Source organism: Microbacterium sp. HJ5, from assembly GCF_054824025.1.
Genome location: NZ_JSYE01000035.1, coordinates 17,160 through 31,494, shown reverse-complemented (window position 1 = coordinate 31,494; position 14,335 = coordinate 17,160). Strand labels below are relative to the sequence as shown.

At 73.4% G+C, this 14,335-nt stretch carries 7 protein-coding genes; 2 read left to right on the top strand and 5 right to left on the bottom strand.

Translation table 11 applies throughout. The features are described from left to right. Nucleotides 1-70: 70 nt before the first annotated feature. Nucleotides 71-1,195 (bottom strand): YlbL family protein, encoded by a 1,125-nt coding sequence (locus tag OB08_RS14875; protein ID WP_461476060.1) that lies wholly within the window; start codon nt 1,193-1,195, stop codon nt 71-73. 126 nt (nt 1,196-1,321) lie between these two features. Between OB08_RS14875 and OB08_RS14870 the strand changes: the two genes are divergently transcribed. Continuing rightward, complete coding sequence (locus OB08_RS14870; RefSeq protein ID WP_461476058.1) at nt 1,322-2,815, top strand: zinc-dependent metalloprotease; 1,494 nt, start codon at nt 1,322-1,324, stop codon at nt 2,813-2,815. A 768-nt stretch (nt 2,816-3,583) separates the two neighbouring features. Here the strand turns inward: OB08_RS14870 and OB08_RS14865 are convergent. Continuing rightward, nucleotides 3,584-5,341, bottom strand: a complete 1,758-nt coding sequence (locus tag OB08_RS14865; RefSeq protein ID WP_461476056.1) for an ATP-dependent helicase — start codon at nt 5,339-5,341, stop codon at nt 3,584-3,586. After that, complete coding sequence (gene nudC / locus OB08_RS14860) at nt 5,338-6,252, bottom strand: NAD(+) diphosphatase (RefSeq protein ID WP_461476054.1); 915 nt, start codon at nt 6,250-6,252, stop codon at nt 5,338-5,340. The genes OB08_RS14865 and nudC overlap by 4 nt, the downstream gene beginning before the upstream one ends. Nucleotides 6,253-6,376: 124 nt before the next feature. Here nudC and OB08_RS14855 point away from each other — a divergent pair, with 124 nt between their 5' ends. Then, a complete protein-coding gene (locus tag OB08_RS14855) occupies nt 6,377-7,717 on the top strand; it encodes a phosphotransferase (RefSeq protein WP_461476052.1) in 1,341 nt (446 codons plus the stop codon). Between the two features lie 137 nt (nt 7,718-7,854). On the opposite strand, the gene OB08_RS14850 is transcribed toward OB08_RS14855, so the two are convergent. Further along, nucleotides 7,855-11,208: a UvrD-helicase domain-containing protein gene (locus OB08_RS14850; protein WP_461476050.1), complete on the bottom strand. Its 3,354-nt coding sequence runs from the start codon at nt 11,206-11,208 to the stop codon at nt 7,855-7,857. Then, complete coding sequence (locus OB08_RS14845; RefSeq protein ID WP_461476048.1) at nt 11,205-14,318, bottom strand: PD-(D/E)XK nuclease family protein; 3,114 nt, start codon at nt 14,316-14,318, stop codon at nt 11,205-11,207. Before OB08_RS14845 ends, OB08_RS14850 begins: the two co-directional genes overlap by 4 nt. Nucleotides 14,319-14,335 lie beyond the last annotated feature (17 nt).

The window sequence follows — 14,335 nt, the reverse complement described above, 5'->3', positions numbered from 1 at the left end:
CTAGGCGGGCGGTTCTGGGGGGCCGCCGTGTCCGCGCTGGGCGTACTCCCGGAGATTTCGAGAGCCCGGGTCAGCCGGCCGTGCAGGTGGGGAGCGCGTCGAGGTCGCCGTCCTCGCGGACCGCGTCGAGCACGTCGAGCGCGTCGTCGAGCGTCTCGACGGAGAACACGCGCAGCCCGTCCGGCACGTGGCCGACGACCTCGTCGCAGTTCTCCGCCGGCGCCAGGAACCAGTCGGCACCGGCATCCTTCGCCCCGTAGAGCTTCTGACGGATGCCGCCGATCGGCCCCACGACGCCGTCGCCGGTGATCGTGCCCGTCCCTGCGACGTTCTCGCCGCCGTTGAGCTGCTCGGGCGTGAGCGTGTCGATGATGCCGAGGGCGAACATCATGCCCGCGCTCGGGCCGCCGACGTTGTTGAGCTGGATCGTCACGTCGATCGGGAAGTCGTAGTCGGTGATGAGGTTCACGCCGAGCAGAAGCGTCTTCTCGCCGTCGATCTCGGCCTCCTTGGGGGTCACCGAGACGGTCTCCTCCTCGCCGTCGCGCTCGATCGAGAGCTCGATGGGAGCGCCCTCGCCGTCGTTGACGATGTCGCGGAGGGCCGCGGCATCCGTCGCGGGTGCGCCGTTCGCGGCGAGGATGACGTCGCCCTCCTCGAGGATGCCGACCGCGGCGGACTCCTCGATGATCGAGTGCACGGAGATCTGGGCGCCGACGTCGTAGCCGAGCTCGGTGAGAGCCGCCGCGGTGGCGTCCTGCTGGGAGTCGACCATCATCTGGGCGCTCTCGGCGTTGCGGTCCTCGGTCGTGGTGCCCTCGGGGAAGACGGCCTCGATCGGCAGCACCGCCTTGCTCGGGTCGAACCACGCCAGCGCCAGCTCGAACCACGAGGGAGTGCGCTCGCGGTTGCCGACGACCTGCACCGTGAGGAGGTCGAGGGCACCGTCGGTCTCGAAGGTCTCGGCGCCCTCGACCGAGATGAGAGGCACCTTCTCGCCATCGGCCGACGTGGCGGTGCCGAGCGTGTTGTACACGGGCCCCGGTCGCTGGATCACGTACGAGGTCGGCAGGAACGTGATGACCAGCAGCACCACGAGGGCGACGGCCAGCGCCCACACGCCCATCACGGCGCCGCGGGGCATGCGCCGCCGCGGCGCGGGCGTGATCGTGACGTTCTCGTCGAACAGGGCCACGCGGGACCTCTCTCTGCCTGGTCGTTCGCGACCGGCGTAAGGAGTTCGAGGCTCGGCCGGGGAGTGCGATGGATGCTGCGACTAGCGTAGAGCGCGACGTCATGAACCGGCTGAAAGGCGGCTGAAGTGGCAGACGACGACCGCACTCCCGAAGAGGAGTTCCAGGAGCTCATCCGCCAGCTGTTCGGCGGCGGATCGGGCGAGCTCGATCCCGAGCAGCTCTCCGCACTGTCGGGGATGAACATCGATCCCGCCATGATGCGGACCGTGATGCAGCACCTCCAGGGTGCGTTCGCGGCGGGCCGCGGCGAAGGCGGGATCTCGTGGGATCTCGCCGAGCGCCAAGCGCTGCACATCGCCAATCAGGAGGGCCTGGGCATCACGGCAGGCCAGCGCACCGACCTCGACCAGGCGTTCGCCCTCGCGACGCTGTGGCTCAGCGAGGCGACCACGATCTCAGAGCTCGCCGAGCCCCCGAAGACGCTCACGCGCGGCGGCTGGGTCGAGGCGACGCTCCCGGTGTGGCAGCAGCTCGCCGAGCCCGTCGCGACGAGCATCGCCGACGCCCTGACCGCGGCGCTCAGCGAGCAGGCCCCCGACGACATGCAGGGGCTCGTCCAGGGCGCTGGGCGCCTCATGCGCACCGTCGGCGGGTCCCTCTTCGCCTCGCAGCTCGGCCAGGTCGTCGGCAGCCTCTCGAAGGAGGTCGTGAGCGGGGGCGACGTCGGCATCCCCCTCATGCCCGACGGCGAGGCGGCGATCCTGCCCCAGAACTTCGCCGACTTCGGCCGCGACCTCGAGGTTCCCGACGACCAGCTCGCCCTCTACGTCGCCACCCGCGAACTCGCTCACGCGCGCCTGTTCCGGCACGCCCGATGGCTGCGGCTGCACGTCATCTCGCAGGTCACGGACTTCGCGCGCGGCGTGCATGTCGACACCGATGCGCTCGAAGACCTGGCATCCCGCTTCGACCCGTCCCAGCCCGACGAGCTGCGCCGCGCGCTCGAGAGCGGCGCGCTGCTGCCCGCGCGGTCCGAGGCGCAGAACGCGGCGCTCGCGCGGCTCGAGAATCTGCTGGCGACCATCGAGGGGTGGGTCGAGGTCGTCACCGCGCAGGCGACGTCGCGCCTCCCGGCGGCCGACCGCATCGCCGAGGCCGTGCGCCGTCGACGCGCCGTCGGCGGCCCGGCCGAGCGCGCGCTCGGGTCGCTCGTCGGCCTCGAGCTGCGACCGCGACGCATGCGCGAGGCTGCGGCGATGTGGCGAGCGGTGACGGATGCCGTGGGCCCGGCCGCCCGCGATGCGCTGTGGGACTACCCCGATCTCATGCCCGGTGCGGACGACATCGACGACCCTGCAGCGCTCGTCGCACGCCTCGAGGCGCGGGCGCGCGGCGAGGAGCCCGCCCCCGACGAGTTCGACGACGCCCTGGCCCGCCTGCTGGCGGGCCAGACGCCGTCGGCGGAGGCTGCTGACGGGGACGCGGACTCGGAGGAGCGCCGTGCCGGTGGCACCGACGGCTCCAGTGGCACCGACGGCCCTGGCACCGACGGCCCCGGCGCCGACGGCCCCGGCGACGAGGACGACGCGGGCTCGCCGGAGGATCACCGCCCGGTCTGACCCTGCACCGCCTCCTCCCCAGGCTCGGGCGCCACGCCGGTCGAGGGTCCGGCCTTGTGGAAACGGCTCTTCGCCGCGCGGACGCTCGCCAGAATCGGTGCATGCTCCGGATCGACCCTGCCCGACCGCCGCTGTGGCGCACCGCGACCACCCTGCAGTTCGGCCTCGAGCCCACCGTCGTCCTGCATGATCCGCCACCCTGGCAGCAGCGCCTCGTGCGCGAGCTCGAGCGCGGCATGCCCGACGATGCGGCCGTGCCGTTCGCGGTGTCGCTCGGAGCAGCGCCGAACGCCGCGCAGGAGCTCGTCGGGCGGCTGCGCGCTGTCCTCGAGACGCCGCCGTCGTCGCCTCGACGCGTGATCGTGCAGACCGCCGGCGAGGTGCCCCGGGAACGCGCGGACACCGTCGTGCGCGCGCTCTCGCTCGGCGGCTGCGACGTCGAGCGCGCGCACGAGTACGATTCTCCCGGCGGGCGCTCCACCGGCGCGATCGTGGTCGTCGTCGCCCAGCATCTCGTCCCCCCGCCTTTCGCCGCCGCGCTGATGGCCGACGACCGCCCGCACCTGCCCATCGTCTTCACCGCGACGGGCGCCGATGTGGGCCCCTTCGTCGCGCCGGGGCGAACGGCGTGCCTCTCGTGCCTGGCGGCCCGGCGCCGCGACGACGACCCGCAGTGGCCGACGATCGTGGCGCAGCTGCTCGGTCGCCCGCTGCCCGATGTGGATCCCTCCGTCGACTGGGAGGCCGGTATCGTCGCCGCCCGGCTGCTCAGCGACGCGGAGTCGCCTCGTGCGAAGAGCCGCTCCCTGACGCTCCACGCCGGGTCGCTGCGGCGGACCGCGCGGAAGCACCGGCCGCACGCAGACTGCCGTTGCCGATCTCTCGCAGGAATCGAGACGGCTGCCGTTCCCGTACGCCTCGAGCCCACGAGACCGAGAGCGTTCGCGCGGCCCGCGTGATCGCGACGTAGGCCAGGCGGCGCTCCTCGTCGATCTGCTCGAACGTCGTCGCGTAGCCGATGGGGAGGAGTCCCTCGGCGAGGCCGACCACGTGGACGTGGTCCCATTCGAGGCCCTTCGCGGCATGGATCGTCGCGAGGGTCACGGTGCGCAGCGCCGGCTCGTCGTGCGCGCGTGCGCGCGCCGTCAGCTCGTCGGTGAACTCGCGCAGCGTCGTACCCGGCGGGGCTTCCTCGGCGAGGCGGAGGATCGCCGCGCGCAGCTCCCACGCGTCACGCAGCGCACCGCCCGCCTGCGGCGGCTCGTCGGTCAGACCGAGCGAGCGCAGCACGTCGCGGACGCTCTCGACGAAAGACCCCTGGAGGGGCGCGACGGACGCGCCGCGCAGTGCCATGATCCCCTGGCGCACCTCGGGCAGGTCGAAGAACCGGCGTCCGCCGAGCACGGTCGAGGCGATGCCGGCGTCGGCGAGCGCCCGCACGAGCTCGGCCGACTGGGCGTGCGCGCGGTACAGCACGGCGATGTCCCGCGGATCCGTCCCCGCAGCGATCTGCCCGGCGATCCGGTCCGCGACGCCGCGGGCCTCCTCCGCGTCGTCGCCGAACGCGACGACGCTCGGCGCGTCATGGGCGACGGCGCGCCCCGGAGCCGCCACGAGGTGCAGCGCGCCGGGGCGATTGCGCATGAGTTCGTTCGCGACCGACAGGATCGCGGCATCCGATCGGTAGTTCGTCTCGAGCCGCACGACACGGGCATCGTCGTGCCGGCTCGCGAACTCCAGGAGGAACCGGGCATCGGCGCCCGCGAACGAGTAGATGGTCTGACTGGCGTCGCCCACGACGCAGAGGTCATGCCGGTCGCCGAGCCAGAGCTCGAGCAGCCGGTGCTGCAGCGGCGAGACGTCCTGGAACTCGTCGACGGTGAAGTGCCGGTACTGCTCGTGGACGGCCCGCGCGACGTGCGGCTCGGCCTCGAGCATCCCCGCGCACGCGAGGAGGACGTCCTCGAAGTCGAGCTGACGGCGCTCGTCCTTGAGCTTCTCGTACGCTCGCTGGAGGGCGATGACCCGGTCGACCTGAAGGCGGCCGATGCCGTTCGGCCGCGCCGCGGCATAGGCGTCGATGCCGAGCATCGAGACCTTCCGCCATTCGATCTCGCTCGCCACGTCGCGCAGAGTGGGGGTGTCGGGGGTGAGCCCGATGCCGTCTGCGGCGTGGGCGAGCAGACGCACCTTGTTGTCGACGATGCCGGGCGCGGTGTCGCCGGCGAGAGTCGGCCAGAAGTAGTTCAGCTGCGCGAGCGCCGCCGCGTGGAAGGTGCGGGCCGACACCCCCTCGACACCGAGAGCGCGCAGGCGCCCGCGCATCTCGCCCGCAGCCTTCGCGGTGAAGGTCACCGCCATCACCCTGCCGGGCGAGTAGGCGCCCGTGTCGACGCCATGGGCGATGCGGTGCGTGATCACACGCGTCTTGCCCGTGCCGGCGCCCGCGAGCACGGCCACGGGGCCGCGCAGCGCCTGGACGGCCTCGAGCTGACGCTCGTCGAGGCCTGCGAGAGCGCGGCTCACGACTCCCCCGCGTGCCAGTCGCGGATGAGGCGGTGCGCGATGGACGCGCGCCCCGGCAGCACGATGTCGCCCTCGCCGGCGAGCCCGGCGCCGATCTCGTCGCGCGTGAACCAGCGGACCGCCGCGATCTCCTCGCCGTCCGCGCGCGCCGCGGCGTCGTCGGCCGCGGTCGCGAGGAAGCCGAGCATGAGCGAGCGCGGATAGGGCCAGGCCTGCGAGCCGCGGTACTCGATCGACGCGACGTCGATCCCCGACTCCTCGGCGACCTCGCGCCGCACGGCGCCCTCGAGGGACTCCCCCGCCTCGACGAAGCCGGCGAAGCAGGAGAAGCGATTCGCGCCCCACAGGGCGTTCGAGCCGAGGAGCAGGATGTCCGGATCCTCGGCGCTCGTGATCGCGACGATGACCGCGGGGTCGGTGCGCGGGAAGTGCTGGCGTGCGCACGAGGGGCACCGGCGCGACCATCCGGCGTCGCCGAGCATCGTGAGCGCCCCGCACGCGGGGCAGAACGGCGCGTCGATCAGCCAGCGCCCCAGGCTCAGCGCCTCGACGAACGCACCGGCATCCGCCTGCCCCAACGATCCGCCCACGGCACGCAGGCCGGCCCAGCCGGCAGGCGCCGCGAACAGCTCGTCCTCCTGAGCTGCGAAGACCGCGGTCAGGAGCGGGGTGCCGTCGTCGGCGCGCCCGAGGAACGCCCATTCGGCTCCGTCCGGGACAGCGGCCGGCGCGACCCACGACAGCGCGGACGGCGTGGAGAGCGGTGCGGAGTCGCCGGCGATCACCAGCACGCGGGCGGCCGCATCCGCTCGCGCCGCATCGATCAGACCGGGCGTCGCGCGCTCTTCGGCCGCGCGATCGACCGCGGCAGCGGCGAGCGGTGGGAGCCGGGTGCTGTCGGGCGCCGCCATCGAGGATCTCCGCTTCTTCGATCGGCGCGGCCCCGGCGGGCGGGCCGATCACGGGGACGGACCTGCTCGACGAGCCAGGGCGTGGCGCGGGGATGGACGAGCGCGGCCGACCTACCCTGGGCACATGGCACGCTCACCCTTCACTCTAGCCGCGTCCGTGACGTCGGCTCTGCCCCGGGTCGGCGTCGTGGGGGTCGGAGCACTCACCGAAGGCACCGGGGGCCGGTACGACTCGGCGATCGCCGACCTCGACGACGGTCGCCGCGTCGTCGTGCGCGCTCCCGCGGACTCCACCGCCATCCCCGAGCTCGCCGCCGAGGTGCGTGCCCTGCGCGCGCTGACGCCCGGCGTGCGCGGTCTCCTCCCGTTCCGCGCGCCCGAACTGCTGGGCGAGACGGGGCTGGGTGACGCACGAGCCGTCGTCGTCGACTTCCTCCCCGGCTACCGCGTCGATGCGGCGCATCTGCCGCCCGGACGCGGCGCCGCGACCTCGCTCGGCGCGGCGCTCGCCGCTCTCCACGCCCTCCCGCTGTCGATCGTGCGCACCGAAGGGCTGCCCGTGCGCACGCCGCAGCAGGTGCGCACCGACACGGCGCGGCTGATCGATCGCGCGCAGGCCACGCGGCGACTGCCCGTCGCGCTCGCGCACCGCTGGCAGCGGGCGCTCGACACCGACGAGCTGTGGCGCTTCGAGTCCGCGGTCGTGCTGGGCGGAGCCGGCGCAGCATCCTTCCTCTTCGAGGACGTCGACGGCGCTCCCCAGGTCACCGGGCTGCTCGAATGGCACGGCCTCTCCGTCGGCGATCCGGCGACCGATCTGCAGTGGCTCGCGTCGGCACCGGCCGCCGCCGACGACGTCTACGCGGCCTACGTGGCCTCGAGCGGACGCGCGCCGGACTCCCGGGCACGCGAGCGGGCGCGCCTGTACGCCGAGCTGGAGTTCGCATCCTGGCTCGTCCACGGTCACGAGACCGGTCGCGCCGACGTCATCGACGACGCCGCCGGTCTGCTCGAGACCCTGGCTTCGGGCGTGGCCGACGACGATCTCGTCGGCGACCGTCCGCTCGACGTCGACGACGCGATCGCACTGCTCGATCGGATGCCGGAGGCATCGGCCGCGGTGGTCGACACGTCGATGCAGACCGACGCCTACGACCCCGAAGAGCTGTCGCTCTGGGTGTCGACGGCGGCCGACGAGGACGCGCCCGAGCCCGAGGACACCGCCGAGATCGATCTCGGCTCGCTGAACGACGAGGTCCGACCGTCGCGACGCGGAGCGGACGACGTGTCGACCTCCCCGATCGCCATCGTGGGCGCGCACGGCAGCGACGAGCCGGAGGCGCCAGGCGGCTCCGTCAGCCGCGACGCCGGCGACACCGAGGTCCGCGACGGCCATGATGGCGACGCCGCGGCCGAGGCCGAGCGCGCGTCCGAGGCCGCTCTGCGCAGGTGGCTCGCCGAGTGACGGGCCGCGGGTGACCGCGACGCAGGCCCCGCAGGCTCGACGACCGTGGGTCCGGCGGCCGTGGATCCGACGACCGTGGACGCGGTCCCCGGCGCGCAGCACGAGGTGGTCCGCGACGACATGATGTCTGCGCGGTCTCAGGCGCGCAGCACAAGGTCGTCCGCGACGTAATAGAGCGCGACGTCGATCTGATCGAGCGGCACGCCGTGCTTGGCGTGGTACGCGGCGCGGTACAGCTCGAGCTGCAGCATCCGCTCGTCCTTCTCGGCGTCGGTTCGCGGAGCCGCGCCGGTCTTCCAGTCGACGATCTCGATGCGCCCGCCGCGGTCGTCGCGCCGGTAGACCGCATCGAGCTTGCAGATCACCACATGGGGGCGTCCGTCGAGCCCGGTGAGGGTGAAGTCGATCTCCGTCTCGACCTCGAGCGGACGCAGCGACGCCCACTCCGAGGCCAGGAAGCGAGCCTGGAGCGCCTCGAGGGCGGCCGCGTCCTCGACGGACGACGCGGTCCCCGGCAGCTCGTCATCGGACTCCCACAGCGCATCGTCGATCGACCCGCCGAGGCCCGGCCGCCCGGCGCGCTGCTCGACCCACGCGTGGAAGAGCGTGCCGAGCCGGGTCTGACGGAACGGCCGCTCCGGCAGGGGACGCGCGATGGCGGCGACGGTCCCCGCGTAGTCCGCGACGAACTCTTTGTAGCGCGACGCCGCGATGCGTGTCGGGGCGGACTGTACGGGCGTCCGTCGACGGGCTTCGCGCTCCGCGAGAAGGAGGGTCGCATCGGGATCCGGCTCCGAGCGTGGCGCCTCGAGCGCCGCCTCGACCGTGCGCGCCGCGTGCTCGACGCCGCGTCGGCGCGCTCCGAGCGGATCGATGGGCCACTGCAGCACGCGGCGCTCGCCGAGATAGGGGTTCTCACCGGGTTCATCCGGCGGCAGGGCGACCTCGAGTGCGTGCGCGATCTCCTCGTAGAACGCGCTCCGTACGCGTGCGCGCTTCGTGCCCGACCAGCTCGATCCGGTCAACAGCAGATGATCTCGGGCACGGGTGACGGCCACGTACGCCAGGCGACGGTCCTCGTCGAGCTGGCGCGCGCGGTTGGCGAGGACGAAGTCCTCGAACGCCGCCTTGAGCTCCTGCTGCGACTGCGCGCCCCGCCAGGCGAGCTCCGGAAGCCACGCCGAATCGCCGCGGAAGGCATAGGGAAGCATACCGAAGCCGAGCCAGGCCTTCGTGTCGCGGGGCGCGCTCGGCAGCTCGTCCTTCACGAGCCGCACGACCGCGACCGCATCCCACTCCAGTCCCTTCGAGCCGTGGATCGTCAGCAGCTGCACGACATCGTCCTCGGGCGGCTCCGTGCGCGGTGCGAACTCGTCGAGCTGTTCGGCGTGATCGAGCCACGCGAGCAGGCTCGAGAGGGATCCGGATTCGTCGGCGGCGAGGAAGGCGTGGAGCTCGTCGACAAACGCCCGCAGCTGCGCCGACGCGATGCGCGCCGGCCCTCGAGCCTCGTTGGCGGCGAGCTCGACGTCGAGTCGCAGCTCGATCTCGATCAGACGCACCAGCTCGGGGATCGGGACGCCCACCGCCTGTCGAAGACCCGCGAACACCGCCCCCGCCTCGCGGAGCCGCTCGCGCGCGTCGGGCGTGAAACCCTCGAGCCACCCGTGGCTCGGCGGATGGCGCAGCACGAAGTCGAGCGCGTCGACCAGCGAGCCGCCGTCGTCGCCGGCGCCCGATCGGATCTGCTCGACGACGTCGGGGGCGAGCGGCTTCAGCGCGGCGTCGTGGCGCGCGAGGCGTCGCGCGAGCGCGGCGAGCTCCCGCAGATCGGGGAGGCCGATCGCCCACCGCGGACCGGCGAGCAGGCGGATCAGCGCCGATCCGGCGCTCGGATCGCTCACCACGCGCAGCGCGCTGACGACGTCGACGACCTCGGGCGTCGACAGGAGTCCCCCGAGACCGAGGATGCGATGCGGGATGCCGCGGCGGCCGAGCGCGTCGCCGAAGCGGACCATGTGCTTCTTGCTGCGGAAGAGGATGGCGCCGCTGGTCGACAGACCGCCGCGGGTGCGCTCGCCGCGCACCTGGGCGAACCATGCGGCAACCCGGTCGGCCTCGGTGTCGAGATCGGAGTCGAACGCGAGCGACACCGCCCCGGACGGCGCACCGGGACGCGCCCGGAGCTCCTGCACCGGCACCGCCGCGGAGCTCGCAAGCGGGGCCAGCACGGCGTTGGCCGCGGTGAGGACGTCAGCGCTGTTCCGCCAGCTCGTGAGCAGCGCGTAGTGCGCGCATCCGCCCGCCGGCGCGAAGGCGGACGGGAACCCGCCGAGGTTGCCGGCGCTCGCCCCACGCCAGCCGTAGATCGCCTGGTGGGGGTCGCCGACCGCCATCACGCCCGTCCCCGCGAAGAGGGCCGCGAGCAGGTCCGTCTGGACGACCGAGGTGTCCTGGTACTCATCGAGGAGGACGACGCGGTATCGATCGCGCATCTCGGCGGCGACCGCGCCGTGCCCTGCGATGACCTCGAGCGCACCCGCCACCTGGTCGGAGAAGTCGATCACGCCGATGCGTCGCTTCTCGGCCGCGTATGCGCGCGCGAGGTCGGACAGCAGCGCGAGGGCCCCGACCTTCTCGTCCGCCTCCGTCACCTCGGCGTACACGGAGGTCCGCGCGTTCGTCGACGGCAGCTCGACCACGCGGTGGAAGCGGTCGGGGAAGGCCGCGAGCTCATCGAGGTCGACGAGGTTGTCGACGCCGTCGCGGGCGATCCGCAGCGCGGCGTCGATGATGCTGCGCACCGCTTCGCCACGCGTCTCGAGTCGCGGATCGTCGGACGCGAACACCACGCGGCGCATGAGCAGCCACGCGGCCGACTCGGACAGCACGGCGGCCTCGGCATCCCGCCCGATGCGCACCGCGTGCTCCCGCACGATCTGGTCGGCGAAGCTGTTGTAGGTGGACACCGTCGGGCGGTGGAGCAGCGAGTCGTCGTCGGCCTCGCGCGCCACGGCGCCGACCGATCGCGCGAGCGCCTCCATCGCCTCGTGGCGCGTCTGCGCCGCACGAGCACCGTCGCCGGCCGAGCGCTCGAGCTCGCCGAAGACCGCCAGGCTTCCGGCCTCATGCAGGGCAGGCAGCGCGGGGATGAGTCCGCGCCGCTCGAACTCTGCCAGTCGCGCGAGCCGGCGCTGGATGCGCTCCGCGAGCTCGCCGGCCGCCTTGCGGGTGAACGTGAGACCCAGGACCTCGTCGCGGCGCACGACCCCGTTGGCGACGAGCCACACCACGCGCGAGGCCATCGTCTCGGTCTTGCCGCTGCCCGCGCCCGCGACGACGAGCGCCGGCGCGAGCGGCGCCTCGATCACGGCGATCTGCTCGTCGGTCGGCGGGAACTGGCCGAGCGCGGCGGCGATCACACGCGCGGAGAGCGCGGGCGCCGCCGTCGACGGGGAGTCGGATGCCGCCGATGTCTGGTCGATGATCACGACGCGCTCACCGACCCGATCGTGTGGATCCTGCACAGCCCGTACGAGTGCTCGTCCCGGCAGTGCTCCTCGTAGGGCGCGGTGAACGATGTGCCGCGCATCGTCGTCACGGCGGAGCGCAGGCGCGCGAGGAACGCGTCGCGTCGCTCGTCGTCGAACGGCGGCTGCCACGGCGTCGCATAGTCGGACTTCGTCGCGGTCGGGCGCAGCACCAGGAGCTTCGCCCCGCCCGGCTCGCGCCCGGCTGCGGCGGGGATCGCCCCTGCTTCGAACGCCAGCTGGTAGGCGCCGAGCTGCGGGTTGTCGATCACCTTCGCGTCGGTCTGCGGTTCGCGCTTGCCGGTCTTCAGATCGATGATGACCACCGTGCCCTCGGGAGTCAGCTCGACGCGGTCGATGTACCCCGAGAGGATCGCCCCATACTCGAAGGCGTCGGCATCATCGAGCGGTATGGCCACCTCGAAGTGCGGCTCGGCGCCGATCAGTGAGCCCCCGGAGGCTTCGAACCGGCGCAGGTACAGGTGCAGGCGGCGCACGAGGTCGCGGGCGCGGGTCCTCTCGGCCCGATCGCGCCAGTCGGCCTCGAATGTCAGCTCGCTCCAGCGCGACTCGACCTCGGCCCACAGCGCGGCTTCTCCCGAATCGGCCGCGTGCTCCAGCGCGGCGTGCAGGATCGTGCCGAGCCCGGCCGTCGCGCCGCCGGGGTCGCCGCCGAGGTCGCCGATCACCCAGTTGAGCTCGCACTCCTCGAGGGTGTGCAGCCGGGACGGCGACACGCGCACGTCCTCCTTCGCCAGGTCGCGAAGCGGGCCGGCCGACGTCGGCGGAAGCACGCTGTACCACTCGCGAGGGTGGGCGCCGGGCACACCGGCGTCGGCGAGCAGGGCGAGCTGGCCTGCCGCGCGGGCCGCGCTGCCCCGCCCCGCGGGATCCGTGAGCACGCGCCGGTGGCGCGCGACCAGTCCGCGCAGCGACAGGGGGTGGTCGACGGTGTGGCGCTCGGGATCGGGGAAGAACTCGAAGAACACGCTGGGTCCGGAGTCGTCGTCGTCGACGGCGGTGACGACGACGCGCTCGGTCGCGCGTGACAGCGCGCGGGCCAGGAGGCGCAGCTCGTCGTGCATGGCGGAGCGCCGGCGGTCGAACACGCCCGGAGCGTCGTCGGCGGCTCGTGTCGCGGCGTCGGCCAGGCGCCACGTCTCGAGCAGGCTGCCGCGCAGGCGCGTGTTCGGCCAGACGCCGTCCTGCACCCCGGCGACGACCACCGTGTCGAACTCCAGTCCGAGCGCACCGGCGGGCGTCAGCAGCTGGACCGTGTCGTCTCGGACGGGTGCAGTGAGCCGGTCTTCCGCGACGCCCGAATCGAGGATGCCGCGCACGAAGACGCGGGGGTCGGCGTCGAGAGAGCGCTCGACGAACCGCTTGGCCGCCTGGAAGAGGGCCACGAGGGCGTCGAGATCGCGATTCGCCTGCTCGGAGAGCGGACCATGCCCGCGGGCGAGCTCGGTCCACGCGCGCTGGAGCCCGCTGCGGTCCCACGCCGCCCACAGCAGCTCGTGCGCCGTGGCCCCGCGGTCGAGCTCCTCGCGCAGGAAGAGCAGAGTCCGCGCCAGCGCCGCTGCTCGGCGCGCCTCCCGCGTGTCGACGAGGTCGAACTCGATCGGGTGCTCCATCGCCGACAGCAGCAGGTCGCGCGCCGGCCGCTCGCCGCCCGTCGCGAGCTCGGCATGACGCAGCGTCGAGCGCAGCCGGCGCAGCTCGATGGGGTCGAGTCGTCCGTACGTGCCCAGAAGCGCCGCCGACACATCGTCGAATGTGCGGTCGTCGCGCGCGACCAGTTCGATCAGGCGAAGGAGGTCGTTGACCGGCCGGATGGCCCCGAGCGCCCGTCCGGGGCCGCTGGACCGCGCCGGGACCTCGCGTGCCGAGAGCTCCGCCTCCAGCGCCGCGACCTGGCGCGTGTCGTGCGCGATCACCGCGCACGACCCCCAGGGGACGCCGTCGCGCACGTGCCGCTCGCGCAGGAGCCGCGCGATCGCGTCGTACTCCTCGGCGGGCGAGCGCAGCAGCAGGGCGCGCACCGTGTCGTCGGGCTCGACGCCGCTCCCTCCGCCGCGGTGGGCCACGACGCCCACCGCGCCGATGCGCTGGGTGACGCGCCGCACGAGCTCTGACTGCCAGGGCGTGCCACGATGCCGCTGGTCGAGGACGGTGATCGAGCCGAGACCCGCGGCCAGGCGGGCGAAGTTCTCGGGAGTGGCACCGCGGAAGGCGCCCGCCCCCACGTCGGGATCGCCGAACGCCACGACGGGGATGCCTCGCCCCCGGGCGGTCTCGAGCAGCTCGACCCCGCCGAGGGTCAGCTCCTGCGCGTCGTCGACGAGGATCACCTCGAGTCGATCGATCGCCGGCACGCCCTCGCCGCTCGTCCGGAGCAGTCCGACCGCCTCGCGGACGAGGCCGGCCGCGTCGCGATGCGCTCCGCGCATGTCGGCCCGCACGTCGAGGTACTCGCGCATGAACGACGCGAGCGATGTCCACACCGGGCGGTCCTGCCGCTGGGCGAGGTCGTGCAGCCGGGCGGGCTCGATCCCCAGCGTGGTGCATTCCGCGAGGAAGGTGCGCACCTCGGTGCGGAAGCCCGTCGTCGAGCGGATGCCCGGCCCCAGCCACTCCGGCCAGCGCGAGGCGAGCCCGTCCTGCTCGTCCTCGGCGTCTCCGTCGAGGAGGTCGTGGATCAGCTGATCCTCGTCGCCTCCGGTCAGCAGCTGCGGAGGATCGGCATCGACGGCGACGGCGTGAGCACGCACCAGCTGGAAGGCGAAGGATGCGACGGATCGCGCCATCGGACCGGAGGTCGCCCGCCCGACGGCGAGCGCGAGGCGGTCGCGCAGGGCGGTGGCTGTCTGGCGGGACGGGGTCAGCACGAGGATCGCGTCGGGGTCGAGCCCCGCCTGCACCAGCGCGGCCGCACGCGCGACGAGCGCCGTGGTCTTGCCCGTTCCGGGAGCGCCGACGACGACGGCCGACGCGTCGCGCGGGAGTGCGGCGATGGCGCGCTGCTGGTCGTCCAGCGCGGCCATCGCACCGGATCCGTCCCGCGACACCATGCCATCGACGGTAGCGC

Coding starts and splice junctions, on each gene's coding strand:
- OB08_RS14845 (WP_461476048.1), bottom strand. CDS start 14,318: ATGGTGTCGCGGGACGGATCCGGTGCGATGGCCGCGCTGGACGACCAG.
- nudC (WP_461476054.1), bottom strand. CDS start 6,252: ATGGCGGCGCCCGACAGCACCCGGCTCCCACCGCTCGCCGCTGCCGCG.
- OB08_RS14855 (WP_461476052.1), top strand. CDS start 6,377: ATGGCACGCTCACCCTTCACTCTAGCCGCGTCCGTGACGTCGGCTCTG.